This is a genomic window from Sphingomonas sp. LM7 (genome assembly GCF_002002925.1).
In the GTDB taxonomy this organism is placed as follows: domain Bacteria; phylum Pseudomonadota; class Alphaproteobacteria; order Sphingomonadales; family Sphingomonadaceae; genus Sphingomonas.
The window spans coordinates 2,332,068-2,349,525 of the sequence record NZ_CP019511.1 but is presented as its reverse complement, the minus strand read 5'-3'; the positions used below and the strand labels follow the sequence as shown (position 1 = coordinate 2,349,525).

The following is a 17,458-nucleotide window of genomic DNA, read 5'->3' as shown; positions in this document are numbered from 1 at the left end:
GACGGACAGGGAGAGCAGTGCTTCGACAGGCTCAGCACGAACGGATTTGGTTTAGCCCGCTTGCCTCACCGACCCGCCGGTCGCCGTGCTGCTAGCGCCGCCAGGCAGCTCGCCTGGTCGATAGGCCCGCCGTCGCGCTGCCGAGTGTCGAGATAGGTCACCACTGGCTCGCCGCGGCCGCTGGACGGCGGATAAAGATAGGTGTCGAGCACGCAGATCGGTCCGGCGAATTGGAGCTTGCGTGCGCGGCCTTCGCTCATGTCGAGCTGCGGCGTGCCGAACTGCGCGATCAGCCGCGGTGCGGTCTGGCCCTTTACCGCGGAAACGCTCACCGGCGCAGATCCGGGCGCGGCGGAGGGCACGGGGAGATAGGCGGCCGGCCGCGCTTCGGGGATCATCTCGCCCCCGCAGCCGCCCAGCGCCACCGCGCCCGCCAAAACCCAGAACCTCATGCGTCTCTCCCGCGGTGGAATGCGTGCGTCGCCATCGCCGCGCCGAGCACCGGCGCCACCAGATTGAGCAGCGGCACCACGAACAGCCCGGTGCCGGCTGCGCCGAGCGCGAAGCGGCGAAGCCGCGTGCCCCGCCGCCACTGCCCGAGCTGCGCATAGGGCATATGGCGCACCGCGACCATGTCGCCAAGGTCGCGGCCCAGCAGCCAAGCATTGACGACGAAGAACGCGACGGCGGTTCCCACCCCGGTGACCAGCAGCATCAGATAGAGCGGCGCGAGCAGCAGATTGAACCCGATCGTCCGCGCTGCCGAGCCGACGCCCATCGTGATCGATCGGCCGAGCGGTACGCTGCGCGCGGCGGCATGCGCTGCCGGATAATGCTTCGCCTCGACCGCGGCGACGACGTCGTCGGCGAAGATGCCGACCACTGCCACGGCGACTGCGCGGAACAGCAGCCACCAGCCGAGCAGGAACAGCAGCAGCGTCGCGACATCGGCAAAGGCCCCGGCGTCGCTGCCGAACCCCATCCATTCGCTCGCTGCACCGCCGAGCCGGCCCATTATGTGCCACAGCGCGAAGCCGAGCCCGGCAAAGACCAGCATCGTCACCGCCAGCGACTTCAATAGGACCAGCAGCACCGGCCGATCGGTCAATTGCCCGAGCGCAAGGAAGAAGCCCTGAATCATTGCGCTATTCCTTGCCCGTCACTAGGGCGTCCGCGCAACCCTATCGCGCCCATCGGAGCCCGCAACTTGACCAGCCCCACCTATGACGTTGTCGCCATCGGCAATGCGATCGTCGATATTCTCGCCCAGGCCGAGGACAGCTTCATCGAGGAAATCGGTGTCGCCAAGGGCTCGATGCAGCTGATGTTCTCACCCGAGGAAGCCGACGCGCTCTATGCCAAGATGGGCCCCGGCCGCGAAGTCTCGGGCGGCTCGGCGGCGAACACCGTCGCCGGCATTTCGGCACTCGGCGGCAAGACCGCGTTCATCGGCCAGGTCGCCGACGACCAGCTCGGCACGGTCTTTGCGCACGACATCCGCGCCGCCGGCGTCGATTTCGCCACGGAAGTCCGCCCCGGCCAGCCGACCACTGCGCGCTGCCTGATCTTCGTGACGCCGGACGGCCAGCGCACGATGAACACCTTCCTCGGCGCGTCGCAGTTCCTGCCCGCCGCCGCGCTCGACGAATCGGTGATCGCCAACGGCGCGATCCTCTATCTCGAAGGCTATCTCTGGGATCCCGAAGAGCCCCGCGCCGCGATGCGCAAGGCGATCGAGATCGCGCGCGCCAATGGCCGCAAGGTCGCCTTCACACTGTCCGACGTGTTCTGCATCTCGCGCCATGGCGACGATTTCCGCAAACTGATCGAAGACGGGCTGATCGACATCCTGTTCGCCAATGAAAGCGAACTGCTCGCGCTTTGCGCGCACGAGGATTTCGAATCGGCCGTCGCGCACATCCATGGCAAGGTGCCGCTGCTCGTCGTAACCCGCAGCGAGAAAGGCGCGATGGCGCTCCAGGGCACCGAGCGCGTCGAAGTCCCCGCGGAGCCGATCGCCAGGCTGGTCGACACCACCGGTGCCGGCGACATGTTCGCGGCGGGCTTCCTGTTCGGCCAGGCGCAGGGCCGGGGCCTGCAGGAATCGCTCCGCCTTGGCGCGATCTGCGCGGCAGAGATCATCCAGCATTACGGCGCGCGCGCCGAAGCCGACCTCGCCAAGCTGGCGCGCGACTCGGCCGCCTGATCGGTGCACCGGGGCGGCCGCAACGGTCGCCCCGGCGGCTAGCCCCCCGAGCTCTGGCATTCCCCCGGCCCGAAACCTGCAAGATTCCCTAGAAACCTGCGGATTGAAGCGCGTGCGTAACGATCCTGATGAATAGTCGACCGTCTTAAGTCCTGTGTAACTTAGCCTATGTTAGGGTCTCCCTAGACATGGTGCCAGGAACCGGACTTTGCTGCGACGGATAGCGCCCAGCCAGAGCAGGATGGGAATGTACATCCAGGGATTCGAAGGCTCTTGGTTCAGCCACCCTTTCTGGCGCACGCGATTCCTGCTCGAACGTCCTGAGGACTTGGCCGCTTTGCTGGCGAGTGACGTGGCTGCTGTCGTAATCGACGTGGAGCGCGGCATCGGACCTGCCGACAGCGCGCCGCCCACCGCCGCGGCGATTACCCCTCCCAAGCGCATCTCGATCGTCGCGGTCCCTACCGCCAGCGTCACCGATGCCGCCAAGGCCGATCGCGAGCGCGCGCGCAAGACGATCGCCCGCTCCAAGCGCGTGATGAAGGGCGTGTTCGACGGCGCCCGGCTCGGCAACCCGGTCGATGCCGAAGCGGTGATGCCGGTGGTCGAGGACATTTCCGACGCCGTCGACCGCAATCCCGCGATGTTCATCGACATGGCCCGGCTCAAGTCGAAGGACGAATATACGTATCTACACTCGGTTTCGGTCTGCGCGCTGATGGTCAATCTCGCGCGCCAGATCGGCCTCGACGAGCCGGTCGTGCGCTCGATGGGACTTGCCGGGCTGCTCCACGATGTCGGCAAGATGGCGGTGCCCGACGAAATATTGAACAAGCCGGGCCGGCTGAGCGAAGAAGAGTTCGCGCTGGTCCGCACGCATCCCGAACAGGGCCATGCGATGCTGGAGAATGGCGGAGGCGTCACTCAGGAAGTGCTCGACGTCAGTCTGCTCCATCACGAGAAGATCGACGGCACCGGTTATCCTTATGGGTTGAAGGGCGACGCGATCAGCCTCGCCGCGCGCATGGGCGCGATCTGCGACGTGTATGATGCGCTCACGTCGGACCGCCAGTACAAGCAAGGCTGGACGCCGCTCAAGGCCGCCACCGAGATGTATGGCTGGGAAGGCCATTTCGACCGCGAGCTGCTGTTCAAGTTCTTCCGCGGCATCGGCATCGTTCCCACCGGCGTGCTGGTGCGGATGCGCTCGAACCGGCTCGGCATCGCGCTGCCCGATGGATCGAAGGAGACGCGCAGCAAGGTCCGCGTCTTCCACTGCGCGCTCGAACGCGTGCCGCTCACGCTTGAGGACATCTTCCTGACGAGCTCGGGCGGCAGCGACCATATCGTAAGCGAGGAAGATCCTGTCCATTGGGGCTTTGCCGACTGGCGCACCCTGTCCGAACGGCTGAGCGCGGGGCGTGCCGCCCGCGGCTGACGCGTCGGACAAATTGTCCACCCCTCCTGCCGTAGTTGCAAACGGTTCTTAATAGCAGTACTGGCCCCGCGACGCCGCGTATCGTGGCATGGTTCGAATTCGGGGACTCAAGTTGACATCGAAGCTTTCTCTCAGCCTCGGCGTGGCACTGGCCGCGCTGGCATCGCCTGCTTTCGCCCAGACGGCCGAAGAGGACGCGACGTCGCAGGACGAGATCGTCGTCAGCGGCCGCTATACGATGCCCGACAAGATCGACACCGCGACAGGGCTTGGCCTCACCACGCGTGAGACGCCGCAATCGGTGAGCATCGTCACCGCGCAGCGCATCATCGACCAGAACCTGATCAGCGTCGCCGATGTGATCAACAATGGCATCGGCGTCTCGGTCAACGAAGTCGACGACGTCCGCAACACCTTCTTCGCGCGCGGTTTCGAGATCCGCAACACCCAGGTCGATGGCGTGCCCGCGGCCTGGACGCTCGCCGGCGGGAATGGCGAGACAAGCATCGACATGTCGATCTACGAGCGCGTCGAGATCGTCCGCGGAGCGACCGGCCTGCTCTCGGGCGCCGGCGATCCCTCGGCCTCGGTCAACCTCGTTCGCAAGCATGCCGACGCCACCGAATGGACCGGCTATGCCAATGCCAGCATCGGAAGCTGGGACACGTATCGCGTGTCCGCCGACATCGGCGGCGCACTCGACGCGAACGGCCGCTTCCGCGTCCGCGCTGTCGGCCGCTACGAAAACGGCAAGAATTTCACCGATCTGTTGCACACCAAGAAGTGGGTGCTCTACGGCGTAGTCGATGCCGACTTGACCGAGACCACGCTGGTCCGTGCGGGCATCAGCCATCAGGACACCAAGCCCAAGGGTGCGACCTGGGGTGCGCTGCCGACCTTCTACAGCGATGGCACGGTCACCACCGATCTGGCGCGCTCGCAGACCACCGCGGCCGAATGGACCTATTGGAACTCCACCAACCAGAACATCTTCGCCACCGTCCGGCAGGAGATCGGTGACCGCTGGAGCGTCACTGCCAACTATAATCACCTGAAGAACACCGGCGACACCCAGTTGCTCTATATGTACGGCACCGCCGACCGCGCGACCGGCACGATCGCCAGCAGCAATCCGTACAAGTCGAAGGGCGACAGCGTTCAGGAGAGCTTCGACGGCCAGATCAAGGGGCTCGTCAACGTCTTTGGCCGCGACCATGAGGTCGTGGTCGGCGCACTGCACAGCATCCTCAACCGCCACACTGACAATTTCGTGGCGCCCTACACGGAGAACAATCCGGCCTGGGGCGTCGGGCCGAACAACTGGGCCACCAACGTCCCGGTCCTCGGCCGCGAAGGCGCGGACTTTCCCGAGCCGGTGTTCGGCACCACCGCGGTCCGCAACGAGCAGGAGCGGATCGAGCAGACCGGCTATTACGGCGCGGTCCGTCTGAACGTCGCCGATCCGCTCAAGGTCATCCTGGGCGGCCGTCTCGCAAGCTGGCACCAGGAGGGCTTCGCCTGGACGGGCACCAGCGACTATGGCGCCGACGACAAGTTCATCCCCTATGTCGGCGCGCTGCTCGACGTGACATCGAACCACCGTCTGTATGCGAGCTACACCAAGATCTTCCAGCCGCAGAACCTGCGCACGCGCGCCAACGAGCTGATCGCGCCGCTCGACGGCAAGGCCTATGAGGTCGGCCTCAAGAGCGCCTTCTTCAACGAAGCGCTGCAGACCTCGGTCGCACTGTTCCGCATCAAGCAGGACAATGTCGGTCAGATCGACGGCAGCCCGATCCCGATCCCCGGCGGCATACCTTTCCAGCCCTATAGGGCGGCGCAGGGCGTCACCAGCGAGGGATTCGAGATTGAAGTCACCGGCCGGCCGCTGCCGGACTGGAACATCAATCTCGGCTATAGCCAGTTCAAGGCCGAGGACCGCGACGGCGTCGCCGCCAACACCGAGCAGCCACGCCGCCTGCTGAAGCTCTTCACCACGTACACGATCGATCGCCTTACCTTCGGCGGCGGCGTGAATTATCGCAGCGAGGCGTTCACCAACGGCGCGAATCCCGTCACCGGCACAGCCTTCCGCTTCGAGCAGGACGGCTTCACGCTGGTGAACCTGATGGCACGCTATGCGCTGACCCAGAACGTCCAGCTCCAGGCCAATGTCGAGAACCTGTTCGACGAGACCTATTACAGCCAGATGGGCACGTTCAGCCAGTATCGCTACGGCGCGCCGCGCAACTTCACCGTGAGCGCGACCTACCGGTTCTGAGTTCGCCGATCGGGACGCGGCGTCTGGCGTGCGTCCCGATCGGGCCAATCAGCCCTTGGATGCGATCCAGCGCTCGATCTTTTGCTCGAGGATGTTCATCGGCAGCGCGCCGGTCATCAGCACCTGTCCGTGGAATTCCTTAAGATCGAACCTGGCGCCCAGCGCCTTCTCGGCCTTGGCGCGCAGTTCGAGGATCTTGAGCTGGCCGATCTTGTAGGCGAGCGCCTGCCCCGGCATCGCGATGTAGCGCTCGACTTCGCTGGTCGCGTCGGTCTTCCCCATCGAGCTGTTGTCGAGCATGTATTTGATCGACTGGTCGCGGGTCCAGCCCTTGGCGTGGATGCCAGAGTCCACCACCAGCCGCATCGCGCGCAGCATCTCGTCGTTGAGCCCGCCGAAGCGCTGATAGGGATCGGTCTCCATGCCGAGCTCGTCCCACAGCGTCTCAGCATAGAGCGCCCAGCCTTCGACATAGGCAGTGTTACCGCCGAAGCGCATGAAGTTGGGGAGCGCCGCATTCTCCTGCGCCAGGCTGATCTGGAAATGATGGCCCGGCGCGCCTTCGTGCAGGTACAGCGTCTCCTGCCCCCAGGTCGATCGCGAGGGCAGGTCATAGGTGTTGTAGTAGAATACACCCGGCCGCGTTCCATCGGGCGCGCCCTGCATGTACGAGCCGCCGGCATCGTTCTTCTCCCGATATTCGGGCACCGGGCGGATCTCGAGCGGGGTCTTGGGCAAGGTCGAGAAGATCTCGCCGACCCGGGCGTCGACACGCTTGCCGATCGCGTAATATTCGTCGCGCAGCGCGATCTTGCTCGCCGGTCGGAATTTGGCGTCGGTGCGCAGGAATTCGAAGAACTCCGGCAGCGTGCCCTTGAAGCCCGTCTGGGTCTTGATCGTCTCCATCTCGCGATGAATCCGCGCGACTTCGCTGAGGCCGAGATTGTGCACGTCATCGGCGGAGAGCGGCAGCGTCGTGTTCTGCTCGATCAGATAGGAATAGAGCTTGAGCCCGCCCTTCATGTGGACCAGGCCGACGCCTTCACGCGCAGCGGGCAGATATTCCTTGGAGAGGAAATCGCGCAGGCGCTGATAGGCCGGGAAGATCTCGTCGCGGAGGACGGCTGCCGTCTCCGCGCGCAGCCGCGCCTGATCGGCGGAGGGAATGTCGGCCGGGAATGCCTTGAGCGGGGCATACATCGTCGATCCCTCGACGCCTTCGGCCAGTTGGCGGTCGAGCTGGTCGATGACGTTGCGGACGACCAGTTTGGGCTGGACGACGCCTGCCGCCATTCCCTGGCGGAAGCGCCCGATCGTCGCATCGATATACCAGGCGTAGCGATGGTGGCGGGCGATGCTGTCCAGATAGTCTTTCACCGTCTTGTATGGCGCGGCGCTCTGGCCGGAGGCGAGGTCGGGGTAGAAGACATGGATGCCGGTGAAATGGTCGATCGGCCGGACGACGTTGAGCGGCAAGATCTCGGCGCTCAACGAGCGCAGCGCGAGCTCGGTCTGCCACTTGAAGATGTCGTAGGCGAGCTGATCGGTGGTCGATAGCGTTGCGCGATCGATCCGGCCAAGCGCCGCAAGGTCCTTCTCGCCCGCCGCGCGCTCGGCGTTGAAATAGGCGTCGCTGATATTGTCGCCGAGCTGGTCGGCATAACGCATGTCGCCGCGGAACAGCGCGTTGATCGGATTGCGGCGAAGGCTGTCTTCGTCGCTTTCCTTGAACAGTGCGTGGAGCGCCGCGGATGTCTCCTGCTGCGCTACGGCTGGCGGCGGTGCACTCTGCGGCGCCGCGGGGGAGTCGATGCCTTTCGTGGTCGCGCAAGCGGAAAGGAGCGCGACTGCAGATACGGCGACGAGAAGTTGAACGCGCAAGATGGTGCTCCCGACAAGAACTATACTGTGTCGATGCGGCACCGGCGCGTTGCTGACAAGCCCTGCGCGAGCGGACCTTATGCCGGCGCGGCGCCCTCACGCTCCACTTCGCGCCATCCGATATCGCGCCGGCAAAAACCGGTGGCGAAATCGAGTGCGTCCACTCCGCGATAGGCAGTCGCCTGTGCGGTTCGGACCGAGTTACCGCGTGCCGTCACTGCCAGTACGCGCCCGCCGCTCGCAACCAGCGTGTCGCCCTCCAGCCGCGTGCCGGCATGGAAGATTTTCGCGCCGGTGGCTTCCGCCGCGTCGATCCCGCGGATCGCGCCACCGGTCTCGGGCGTGCCCGGATAGCCGTTCGCCGCCATCACCACGGTCAGCGCGGTGTCCGCCGAGAAGACCGGATCGGACCGGCCGGCTAGCTCGCCCTTCGCAGTGGCTAGCATCAGTTCGAGCAGGTCGCCTTCATAGCGCAGCATCAGCACCTGGCATTCCGGATCGCCGAAGCGGGCGTTGTACTCGATCAGCTTGGGACCGGTACGAGTCAGCATCAGCCCGGCATAGAGGATGCCCGAATAAGGCGCGCCCATCCGCGCCAGCGCTTCCACCGTCGGCCGCACGATCGTGTCGATCGCCTCGCGCTCCAGCGCCGGAGTCAGCACCCGCGCGGGACTATAGGCGCCCATGCCGCCGGTGTTCGGGCCAGTGTCACCGTCGCCGACGCGCTTGTGATCCTGCGCCGATCCGAACGGAAGCAGCGTGGTGCCGTCGGTCAGCACGAAGAGGCTGGCTTCCTCGCCTTCCAGGAACTCCTCGATCACCGCGCTGCCGCCGGACACCGCGAAGATCGCGCGGATCGCCTCTTCTGCTTCCTCGTGCGTCATCGCCACGGTGACGCCCTTGCCCGCGGCCAGCCCGTCGGCCTTGACCACCACCGGCAAGTCGAAGTCCTGTAGTGCGGCCAACCCGCCGTCGCGGCTCTCGACGCGGACATAGCCCGCGGTAGGGATCTTCTCGCGCGCGCAGAGATCCTTGGTGAAGCCCTTCGATCCCTCGAGCTGCGCTGCGGCCTTGTTCGGCCCGAACACGCCGACGCCCATCGTGCGCAAATTGTCGCCGAGCCCGCCGACCAGTGGCGCCTCGGGCCCGATCACTACGAAGCCGATCGAATGGCGGATGCAGAAATCAATGATCGCGCGGTGGTCGTTAAGCGCAATGTCGACGCATTCGGCATGCTGCGCTATTCCCGGATTGCCGGGCGCGGCATAGAGCTTCGCAAGCAGCGGCGATTGCGCCAGTTTCCACGCGAGCGCATGTTCGCGGCCCCCTGATCCCAACAGCAGGACGTTCATGCCCGATCCCTTTTTCGATACGTCATCCGGGCGGCTCGTAGCCGAGCAAATGCCGGGGGACAACGCACCGGCGCTCAGCGTCAGCGAACTGTCGCTTGCATTGAAGCGGATGGTGGAGGGCGAGTTCGGCCATGTCCGGCTGCGCGGCGAGATTTCGGGCTGGAAGCGTGCCGCCTCGGGCCATGCCTATCTCGCCCTCAAGGATGCCGATGCGGTGATCGACGGGGTGATCTGGCGCGGTGCCGCCAGCGCGCTCGCCTTCGCCCCGCAGGACGGTCTCGAAGTGATCGCGACCGGCAAGCTCACCATCTATCCCGGACGCTCCAAATACCAGATCGTGATCGAGCGGATGGAGCTCGCCGGCGAAGGCGCGCTGATGGCGCTGTTCGAGAAGTTGAAGGCAAAGCTGGCGGGCGAGGGGCTGTTCGATGCCGCGCGCAAGAAGCCCTTGCCCCATATGCCGCGCACAATAGGCGTAGTGACATCGCCCACCGGCGCCGTGATCCGCGACATCCTCCACCGGCTCGCAGATCGCTTCCCCACGCACGTCCTGGTCTGGCCGGTAAAGGTGCAGGGGGAGGGCGCTGCCGCCGAAGTGGCCGCCGCGGTCCAGGGCTTCAACGCGTTGCCCGCCGATGGCCCGATCCGCCGTCCCGACTTGCTGATCGTCGCGCGCGGCGGCGGTTCGGTCGAGGATCTCTGGTCGTTCAACGAGGAAGCCGTCGTCCGTGCGGTCGCAGCCAGCGAAATCCCGGTGATTTCCGCCGTCGGCCACGAGACCGACACCAGCCTGTGTGATTTCGCCGCCGATCTGCGCGCGCCGACGCCCACCGCCGCCGCCGAGATCGCAGTGCCGGTGCTGGCCGACGTTCGCCATACCGTAGCCACGCTTGCGCACCGCACCGAGCGTTGCGTCCGCCGCTATCGTGAACGCGCGGGCGAGCGGCTCGCCGCACTTGTTCGCGTGCTGCCGCGCCGCGATGCGCTGCTCGGCCCCCAGCGGCAGAAGATGGACGACCTTGCCGGCCGGCTCGATCGTGCGCTCGAACGCCGCGTGACGCTGGCGCGCGGCCAGCTCGACAAGGGCGCCGCGGCGCTGCGCCCGGCGATGCTTGACCAGCGCCTCGCCGCGGCGCGGCAGAAGTTCGAGGGGCTCGGCCGCCATCTCGACCTCGTCCATCCTAATCGCCCGCTGGAGAAGGGCTATGCCTGGGTCGAGGCGCGCGGCACGCAAAAGGTGGTCGCCACCGCCGAGGGCGCGCGCGCTGCGCAGGCCGTGACGCTCCACTTCAGCGATGGCTCGGTCGATGCCCGGGTTGAGCGGCCCGGCGGCAAATCCTACAGCGGTTCAGCTCCGGAACAGCCAAGCCTGTTATGAAACCAGCAACCGGACCGAGAATGCCATGCTGACTTCCAACACCGCCCGCGCCGCCAAGCTCCACTACATGGCCAACAGCTTCCGCGTGCTCGCCGCCGGCGATCACGTCGCCTGCGCCGTCAGCGGCGAGCAGATCCCGCTCGAAATGCTGCGCTATTGGAGCGCCGAGCGGCAGGAGCCCTATGCCAGCGCCGAGCAGGCGGCCAAGGCGCTACACGGCAAATGAGAACTCGGGGCCTCGCTACCGTCGTACTGGTGACGGCATCGCTCGTCGGCTCGGCGCAAGGCCACCAGGCGCGGCCGGCTGCGCCCGCCCTTCAACAGCAGGATCGCTTCGGCCTTATCGGGCAATTGGTCCAGGGCGGCTTCGCGATGGGCACCGCGCCGCGCGGGACGACTTTGCTCAGCCTCGGCGGTGCGCCGGTCCAGCTGGCGCCCGATCGCCGGTTCCTGATCGCGTTCGATCGCGATGCCGGTCCGACCACGCTCCTCGTCGCGCGGTTCGCCAATGGCACTGAAGTTCGCCAGACGCTGTCGATCGCGCCGCGTGCCTGGGACATTTCCCGGCTCAACACGCTGCCCAAATATCCGGTGCCGCGCCCTGAATTCGAGCGCGCCCGTCCCGCCGAACTTGCCCAGATCAACGCCGCACGGGCGATGCAAAGCGACGCGCAGGGATGGCGCCAGACTTTCCTCTGGCCGGTTACCGGGCGTATTTCGACGCTGTTCGGATCGCAGCGCATCTATCGCGGCGAGCCGGGATCCTATCATTCGGGCATCGACATCGCGCGCCCGACCGGGACGGTGGTGCTGGCGCCGGCCGACGGCGTCGTCGTGCTCGCAGCTGCAAGACCGTTCACGCTCGAAGGCAATCTGCTGATGATCGATCACGGCATGGGGCTCAACACCGCCTTCATGCATTTGACTCGAATCGACGTGAAGCCGGGGCAGCAGGTCCGGCGCGGACAGCCGGTCGGCACGGTAGGCCGCACGGGCCGCGCGACCGGGCCGCATCTCCATTGGAGCCTCAAATGGCGCGACGCGCGGATCGATCCGCTGCTTGTCGCGGGGCCGATGCCGGCAGCCGACTGACCTGAATATTGCACCCGCTAAGGGCGCCTACAGGGCCGTTGCACGCCGATTTCGTAATGTTGCATTTCGGTAACAGAATTTATTTGTTGCAGGTGCAGCATGCCGGAGCAATTTACAGTTGCGTTCATACCGTGCTTTTTCCCGAATATTGCGGCTTCGGCCGTGAAAGAGGGAAAAAAGGACGTGGCAATGAAACAACAGCTCGCCCAGTATCTACGGCGGACAGCGGCCCCGATGGCGCTTTGTGCCGTGCTGCTTGCAGCGCCGGCCTATGCCCAGGACGTGCCGGTATCCGGACCCGTCGAAGGCCAGACCGCCGACGAAGCTGCGACGCCCCAGGGGGATATCGTCGTCACCGGCTCGCGCATTCCGCAGGCCAACATCACTTCCACCGCGCCGGTTACCGTCATCGGTGCCGAAGACGTCAAGCTGCAGGGCACGACTCGCGTCGAGGATCTGCTGAACTCGCTTCCGGGTGTTTTCGCTAGCCAGACGTCCGCCATGGCGAACGGCGCGGACGGCACGGCCACGGTCGATCTTCGCGGCCTCGGTTCGGCCCGCACGCTCAGCATGGTCAATGGCCGTCGCCTGCTTCCGGGTGATCCGAGCCCGAGCAGCGGTTCGGCTGCCGACATCAACATCATCCCCGCAGCGATGCTCAAGCGCGTCGAAGTGCTGACCGGCGGCGCGTCGTCGACCTACGGCGCGGACGCAGTCGCCGGCGTCGTCAACTTCATCATCGACACCGATTTCGAAGGCGTTCGGGTCGATGCGCAATACGGCATCTACCAGCACACCAACCGCAACGACCTGACCCCGTCGCTGCTCAATGCGCAACAGGCGCTCGGCCGCCGCGGTTTCGACTATCCGACGAGCAGCGTCGTCGACGGTGCTGCATTCGACGCGACCTTCGCGGTCGGCACCAGCTTCGGCGGTGACGAGCGCGGTCACGCCACGGCCTATTTCGGCTATCGCAAGGTCAATGCAGTCACCCAGTCCCGCCGCGACTTCAGCGCATGCACCATCCAGAACACCGGCGCCGGCGCGCCGACCTGCGGCGGTTCGGCGACTTCGGCCGAAGGCAATGTGCTCGTGTTCGACGGCGGCACTTCGACCTTCTTCAACTTCCAGCCGGGCGGCGGCTTTGCGCCGGGCTCGACTCGCTTCAACTTCGCTCCGACCAATTATTTCCAGCGTCCGGACGAGCGTTACACTGCGGGCGTCTTCGCGAACTACGAAGTCGATGCGGCATTCAAGCCGTACCTCGAGTTCATGTTCATGGACGATCGCACGGTCGCGCAGATCGCGCCGTCGGGCAATTTCGGCAACACGCTGACGATCAACAGCGACAATCCGCTGATCTCGCCGGCGCAGCGCGCGGTCATCTTTGACCAGGAAAACCTGATCAACGGCTTCCTGGGCAACTTCCCGCTCGCGATCGGTGCGCCCTACAATCCCAACCCGGCCCTGCCGGCGCGGACGTTCTTCGACCCGATCACCGGCACGGCGTATAACCGTGGCTATCTCCAGGTGCTCCGCCGCAACGTCGAAGGCGGTCCGCGTCAGTCGGATCTCCAGCACACCAACTATCGCGGTGTGATCGGCGCTAAGGGCGATCTGGGCGATGAATGGTCGTACGACGCCTATTACCAGTTCGGCCGCGTCAAGTATCAGCAGGTTTATTCGAACGAGTTCTCGGCTGCGCGTCTGACGCGTGCCCTGGACGTGATCGATGATCCGCGCGTTGCCGGCGTCAATCCGATCTGCCGTTCGGCGCTCGACGGCACCGACACCAACTGCGTGCCGTACAACATCTTTGGCGGCATCGGCGCTGCGAGCCCGGCATCGGTCGCCTACCTCTCGGCGACGGGCTTCCAGAGCGGCCAGACCACCGAGCAGGTGGCCAACGTGTCGTTCACCGGTCAGCTGGGCGGCTACGGCCTCCAGACCCCGTGGGCGAGCGAAGGTGTCGGCATCAACGTCGGTGTCGAATGGCGCAAGACCGAGCTCGAGCTCAAGACCGACAACGCCTTCCAGACCAACGATCTGACCGGTCAGGGCGGCGCGACGTTGCCGATCTCGGGCAACTTCCGCGTGTTCGAGTTCTTCGGCGAGACGCAGATCCCGCTGGTGCAGGACAGCTTCATCGACCTGCTGTCGCTCAACGCCGGCTACCGTCACTCGGCGTACAAGACGAGCGCCAGCCGCAGCTATGATACCGACACCTACAAGGTCGGTGTCGATTTCGCGCCGATCAGCGACGTCCGGTTCCGCGGCACTTACAACCGTGCAGTCCGCGCACCAAACATCCAGGAACTGTTCTCGACTGCGACTGTCGGCCTCAACGGTTCGGAAGATCCGTGCGCCGGCATCGGTGCGATCACCGCAACCAACTATGGCTGCCTTGCACAGGGCTTCGTGGTTGGTCAGGGCACCGCGGCGAACCCGGCTGGCCAGTATAACGGCCTGATCGGCGGCAACGCTGATCTGCAGCCGGAAAAGGCGACCACCAAGACGCTCGGCGTCGTCTTCCAGCCTAGCTTCGTCCCGCGCTTCGCGCTGACGGTCGACTATTTCGACATCAAGGTCGAACAGGCGATCCGTTCGTTCGGGCAGGACTCGATTCTCGCGGATTGCACCGACAACGCGACTGCCACGTTCACGCCGGCGTCGTGTGCGCTGATCAATCGTGACGCGGCGGGTTCGCTCTGGCTCACCCCGGGCGGCTTTGTCAGCGATCTGCCGAACAATGTCGGCGAGCTGCAGACCAAGGGCATCGAAGTGGGCGCGTCCTACTCGATGGAGCTTGGCAGCTTCGGGCGGCTGTCGCTCAACATGAACGGCACCTACCTCGACAGCTACAAGGTCAACAACGGCCTGACCGAGCCTTATGACTGCGCCGGCCTCTATGGTCCGACCTGCAGCGTGGGCGGCACCACGGAATCGGGCGCACCGCTTCCCGAATGGCGCCACAAGCTGCGTGCGACGCTGCAGATGGACGGCGGCGTCGGCCTGTCGGTCCAGTGGCGTCATATCGGGCCGATCCATGCGGAGACCACGACTGACCAGGCAAGCCTGGCGGGCGCGTTCAACTATGAGCCGGGCACGCGTCTGCGGGCGATGAACTACGTCGATCTGGCGACCAGCTTCGCCATCGGCGAAGCGTACACCTTCCGTCTCGGCGTCAACAACCTGTTCGACCTCGAGCCGCCGCTGGTGACCTCGGGCAACGCAGGTCGCGGGGGTTCGAACCTCTGCCCGACCGGTCCGTGCAACGGCAATACCTATCCGGGCACCTATGATGCGCTGGGCCGCTACCTGTTCGCAGGCGTGACCCTGAACTTCTAAAGTTCGGAACTCGAAAGATCGGGGCGGCTGACGCGTTCAGCCGCCCCTTTTTTTGCGTCCTGCGCCTGCACCGCAACGCTTGCCCCGATCGCGCCTGCCGGTTCATAGCTGAGCGATGGCCAGTGCACCGATGCTCGACGCAACCACTGCGGAAGCGCTCCGCGAAGCAATGCGCGCTGCGCAGGCGGGCGACTTCCCTCGCGCCCGTTCGCTCGCCGAAAGCGCGATCCCACGAAGCGCCGATCCGACTCCGCTGCACGCCTTCCTCGGGATGGTCTGTGCGCGGGGAGGGGATCTTGCCGGAGCCGCCGGTCATCTTCGCCACGCCCATCTCGGCCGCCCCGCGGATGCGACGATCGCGTGCAATCTGGTCGCGGTGCTGATCGATCTGGGCGATCGCGAAGCGGCGCTCGACGTGGCGACGCACGAGCTGGCGCTCACCGATTCCACGCTGCGAGTGGCGCGCTATCGCGGCTTCCTCGCGCAGTCGCTCGATCGCTTCGCCGAGGCGGCGGACATCTACGACTATATTCTCGCGCGTGCGCCGCAGGATTTCGAGAGCTGGAACAACCTCGGCAACGCCAGGTCGGGGCTGGGGGAATATGACGCCAGCATCGCCGCGCTGGAGCGTGCGGTGGCGCTCGATCCCGGCGCGGCGCCGACGCGAGTCAATCTTGCCGCCGCGCTTGGCGAAGCCGGCCGGCGTCCCGAAGCCGAAGCCGTGCTGCGTGCCGCAGCGACGGACTTTCCGGGCGACGCCCATGCCCTGCACGAACTCTATGTGCAGCTGAAGGGCGATGGCCGCCACGAGGAGGCGCTATCGGCGCTGCAGCAGGCGGCGGAGCGGGATCCCGCGCACGCGGGCGTCCAGCTCAAGCGCGCAGTCGAGCACGGGCTGGCGATGGAAACCGATGCGGCGGAGGCGGCCTATCGCCGCGTCCTCGCGCTCGATCCCACGACGAGCGACGCCTATCTCGGCCTCGCCATCCAATATGAGCACACCAATCGCGAAGAGGAGTTCGCGCCGCTGATCGCGCTGGGCGAAGCGAGCGGCGTCGATATCGGCACGCTCAGCTTCCTGCGCGCGTTCGAGCATCGCCGCGCCAAGCGCTTCGACGAAGGGCTGGAAGCCCTCGCGCTGGTGCCGCCCGGGATCGAGCCGGAGCGCACTGCGCATCTGCGAGCGACGCTGCTCGATCGGCTCGGCCGCTCGGATGAAGCATTCCACTGGTATGAAGAAACCGCGCGACTGCACGCCGCAGGCCCGCTGGACCCAATCGCGCGCGCTGCCGAACTGCGTACTGAACTCCGCGGCGAGCTTTCGCTGATGACGCACGAATGGGTAGCCGGCTGGAGCCGCGAGACGCCGCCGCCCGAGCATCCCGCGCCGGTGTTCCTGGTCGGCTTCCCGCGTTCGGGCACCACGTTGCTCGACACGATCCTGATGGGCCATCCCGGCACGATCGTGATGGAGGAGAAGCCGCCGCTTAACATGGTTGACGAAGCGATCGGCGGACTGGCCAGGCTCGCGACGATGAGCGCGGACGAGATCGCCGCGGCGCGCGCGCGCTATTTCGAGGCAGTCGCCAAGCTAGTGCCGCTCGAGCCCGGGCGCCTTCTCGTCGACAAGTCGCCGCTGTTCCTCAGCAAGGTGCCGCTGATCAAGCGGCTGTTCCCCGAAGCGCGCTTCATCCTCGCGCTGCGCCATCCGTGCGACGTGCTGCTCAGCTGCTTCATGAGCAACTTCAAGCTCAACCGCGCGATGTCGAACTTCTTGCGGATCGAGGACGCAGCCGAACTCTACGACCTCAGCTTCAGCCATTGGGAACGTGCCAACTCGTTGCTCTCGGTCGACAGCCACACGATCGTCTACGAACGCCTGATCGAGAATGTCGAGGCGGAGGTCCGGCCGCTATTCGATTGGCTGGGGCTGGAATGGCACGCCGAGGCGCTCGACCATACCCGCACGGCAAAGTCGCGCGGGCTGATCACCACCGCCAGCTATTCGCAGGTGGTCGAGCCGATCTACAAGCGCGCCGCCGGCCGCTGGCATCGCTATCGCGCACATCTGGAGCCGGTGCTGCCGGTGCTCGCCCCCTGGGCCAGGAAATTCGACTACGATCTCTAGGCACTGGACTCGCAACACGGTTCGGGTCCAAAATCACGCTTTATCACCGCCCCTGGGCGGGCCTCGTTTTCGGGAAGCATGTCATGGCCAGAACCGCCGCCGCCGCGATCGTCGGGGCATCGTTGCTTTCGCTCGTAGTCCCTGCGGCATTTGCCCAGGAGGGCACCAAGAAGGCGCGCGATCCCAATGAAGTCATTTGCAAGAAGGAGGACGTGCTCGGCAGCCGCCTCCAGACGCGCAAGGTCTGCATGACGCGCGCCGAATGGGCCGAACAGCGCCTGCTGGATCGCCACAATGTCGAGAAGTCGCAGACCAACACCTGCCAGCGCCAGGCCGGTTGCTGAAGCCGACGTG

The 17,458-nt window shown here is 65.7% G+C and carries 13 protein-coding genes; 9 read left to right on the top strand and 4 right to left on the bottom strand.

Annotated elements, in window-relative coordinates; all coding sequences use genetic code 11:
* Positions 1 to 65: 65 nt before the first annotated feature.
* A complete protein-coding gene (locus BXU08_RS20200) occupies positions 66 to 452 on the bottom strand; it encodes a hypothetical protein (RefSeq protein WP_077510033.1) in 387 nt (128 codons plus the stop codon).
* Positions 449 to 1,141: an EI24 domain-containing protein gene (locus tag BXU08_RS10615; RefSeq protein WP_077510032.1), complete on the bottom strand. Its 693-nt coding sequence runs from the start codon at positions 1,139 to 1,141 to the stop codon at positions 449 to 451. The genes BXU08_RS20200 and BXU08_RS10615 overlap by 4 nt, the downstream gene beginning before the upstream one ends.
* Positions 1,142 to 1,207: 66 nt before the next feature.
* Between BXU08_RS10615 and BXU08_RS10610 the strand changes: the two genes are divergently transcribed.
* The 3 genes from BXU08_RS10610 to BXU08_RS10600 all read left to right on the top strand — a co-directional run bounded on the left by BXU08_RS10610 (position 1,208) and on the right by BXU08_RS10600 (position 5,925).
* Positions 1,208 to 2,206 carry an adenosine kinase gene (locus tag BXU08_RS10610; protein WP_077510031.1) on the top strand — a complete coding sequence of 333 codons (999 nt, stop codon included), beginning with the start codon at positions 1,208 to 1,210 and terminating at the stop codon, positions 2,204 to 2,206.
* A gap of 208 nt (positions 2,207 to 2,414) precedes the next feature.
* On the top strand, positions 2,415 to 3,644 hold the full coding sequence (locus tag BXU08_RS10605; protein WP_077510030.1) for an HD-GYP domain-containing protein: 1,230 nt from the start codon (positions 2,415 to 2,417) through the stop codon (positions 3,642 to 3,644).
* Positions 3,645 to 3,756: 112 nt separating this feature from the next.
* Positions 3,757 to 5,925 carry a TonB-dependent siderophore receptor gene (locus tag BXU08_RS10600; protein WP_253190338.1) on the top strand — a complete coding sequence of 723 codons (2,169 nt, stop codon included), beginning with the start codon at positions 3,757 to 3,759 and terminating at the stop codon, positions 5,923 to 5,925.
* Positions 5,926 to 5,973: 48 nt separating this feature from the next.
* Here the strand turns inward: BXU08_RS10600 and BXU08_RS10595 are convergent, their stop codons facing one another.
* Together BXU08_RS10595 and purD are read right to left on the bottom strand one after the other, a co-directional pair.
* Complete coding sequence (locus BXU08_RS10595) at positions 5,974 to 7,806, bottom strand: DUF885 family protein (protein ID WP_077510028.1); 1,833 nt, start codon at positions 7,804 to 7,806, stop codon at positions 5,974 to 5,976.
* A gap of 77 nt (positions 7,807 to 7,883) precedes the next feature.
* Entirely contained in the window at positions 7,884 to 9,158 is a 1,275-nt protein-coding gene (gene purD, locus BXU08_RS10590; protein WP_077510027.1) for a phosphoribosylamine--glycine ligase, read from the bottom strand.
* On the opposite strand from purD, the gene xseA reads away from it, so the two are divergent.
* The 6 genes from xseA (at position 9,157) to BXU08_RS10560 (ending at position 17,448) form a co-directional block, all read left to right on the top strand.
* The gene (gene xseA / locus BXU08_RS10585; RefSeq protein WP_077510026.1) at positions 9,157 to 10,536 is read left to right on the top strand and encodes an exodeoxyribonuclease VII large subunit; all 1,380 of its coding nucleotides are present in this window, start codon (positions 9,157 to 9,159) and stop codon (positions 10,534 to 10,536) included. The two genes, purD and xseA, sit on opposite strands and share 2 nt — an antisense overlap.
* Before the next feature lie 25 nt (positions 10,537 to 10,561).
* Entirely contained in the window at positions 10,562 to 10,762 is a 201-nt protein-coding gene (locus BXU08_RS10580; protein ID WP_077510025.1) for a DUF2093 domain-containing protein, read from the top strand.
* Complete coding sequence (locus BXU08_RS10575) at positions 10,759 to 11,628, top strand: M23 family metallopeptidase (RefSeq protein ID WP_077510024.1); 870 nt, start codon at positions 10,759 to 10,761, stop codon at positions 11,626 to 11,628. The genes BXU08_RS10580 and BXU08_RS10575 overlap by 4 nt, the downstream gene beginning before the upstream one ends.
* A 189-nt stretch (positions 11,629 to 11,817) precedes the next feature.
* Positions 11,818 to 14,976 (top strand): TonB-dependent receptor domain-containing protein, encoded by a 3,159-nt coding sequence (locus BXU08_RS10570; protein ID WP_077512273.1) that lies wholly within the window; start codon positions 11,818 to 11,820, stop codon positions 14,974 to 14,976.
* 115 nt (positions 14,977 to 15,091) lie between these two features.
* Positions 15,092 to 17,104: a tetratricopeptide repeat-containing sulfotransferase family protein gene (locus BXU08_RS10565; RefSeq protein ID WP_077510023.1), complete on the top strand. Its 2,013-nt coding sequence runs from the start codon at positions 15,092 to 15,094 to the stop codon at positions 17,102 to 17,104.
* An 83-nt stretch (positions 17,105 to 17,187) separates the two neighbouring features.
* Positions 17,188 to 17,448, top strand: a complete 261-nt coding sequence (locus BXU08_RS10560) for a hypothetical protein (protein ID WP_077510022.1) — start codon at positions 17,188 to 17,190, stop codon at positions 17,446 to 17,448.
* Positions 17,449 to 17,458: the final 10 nt, after the last annotated feature.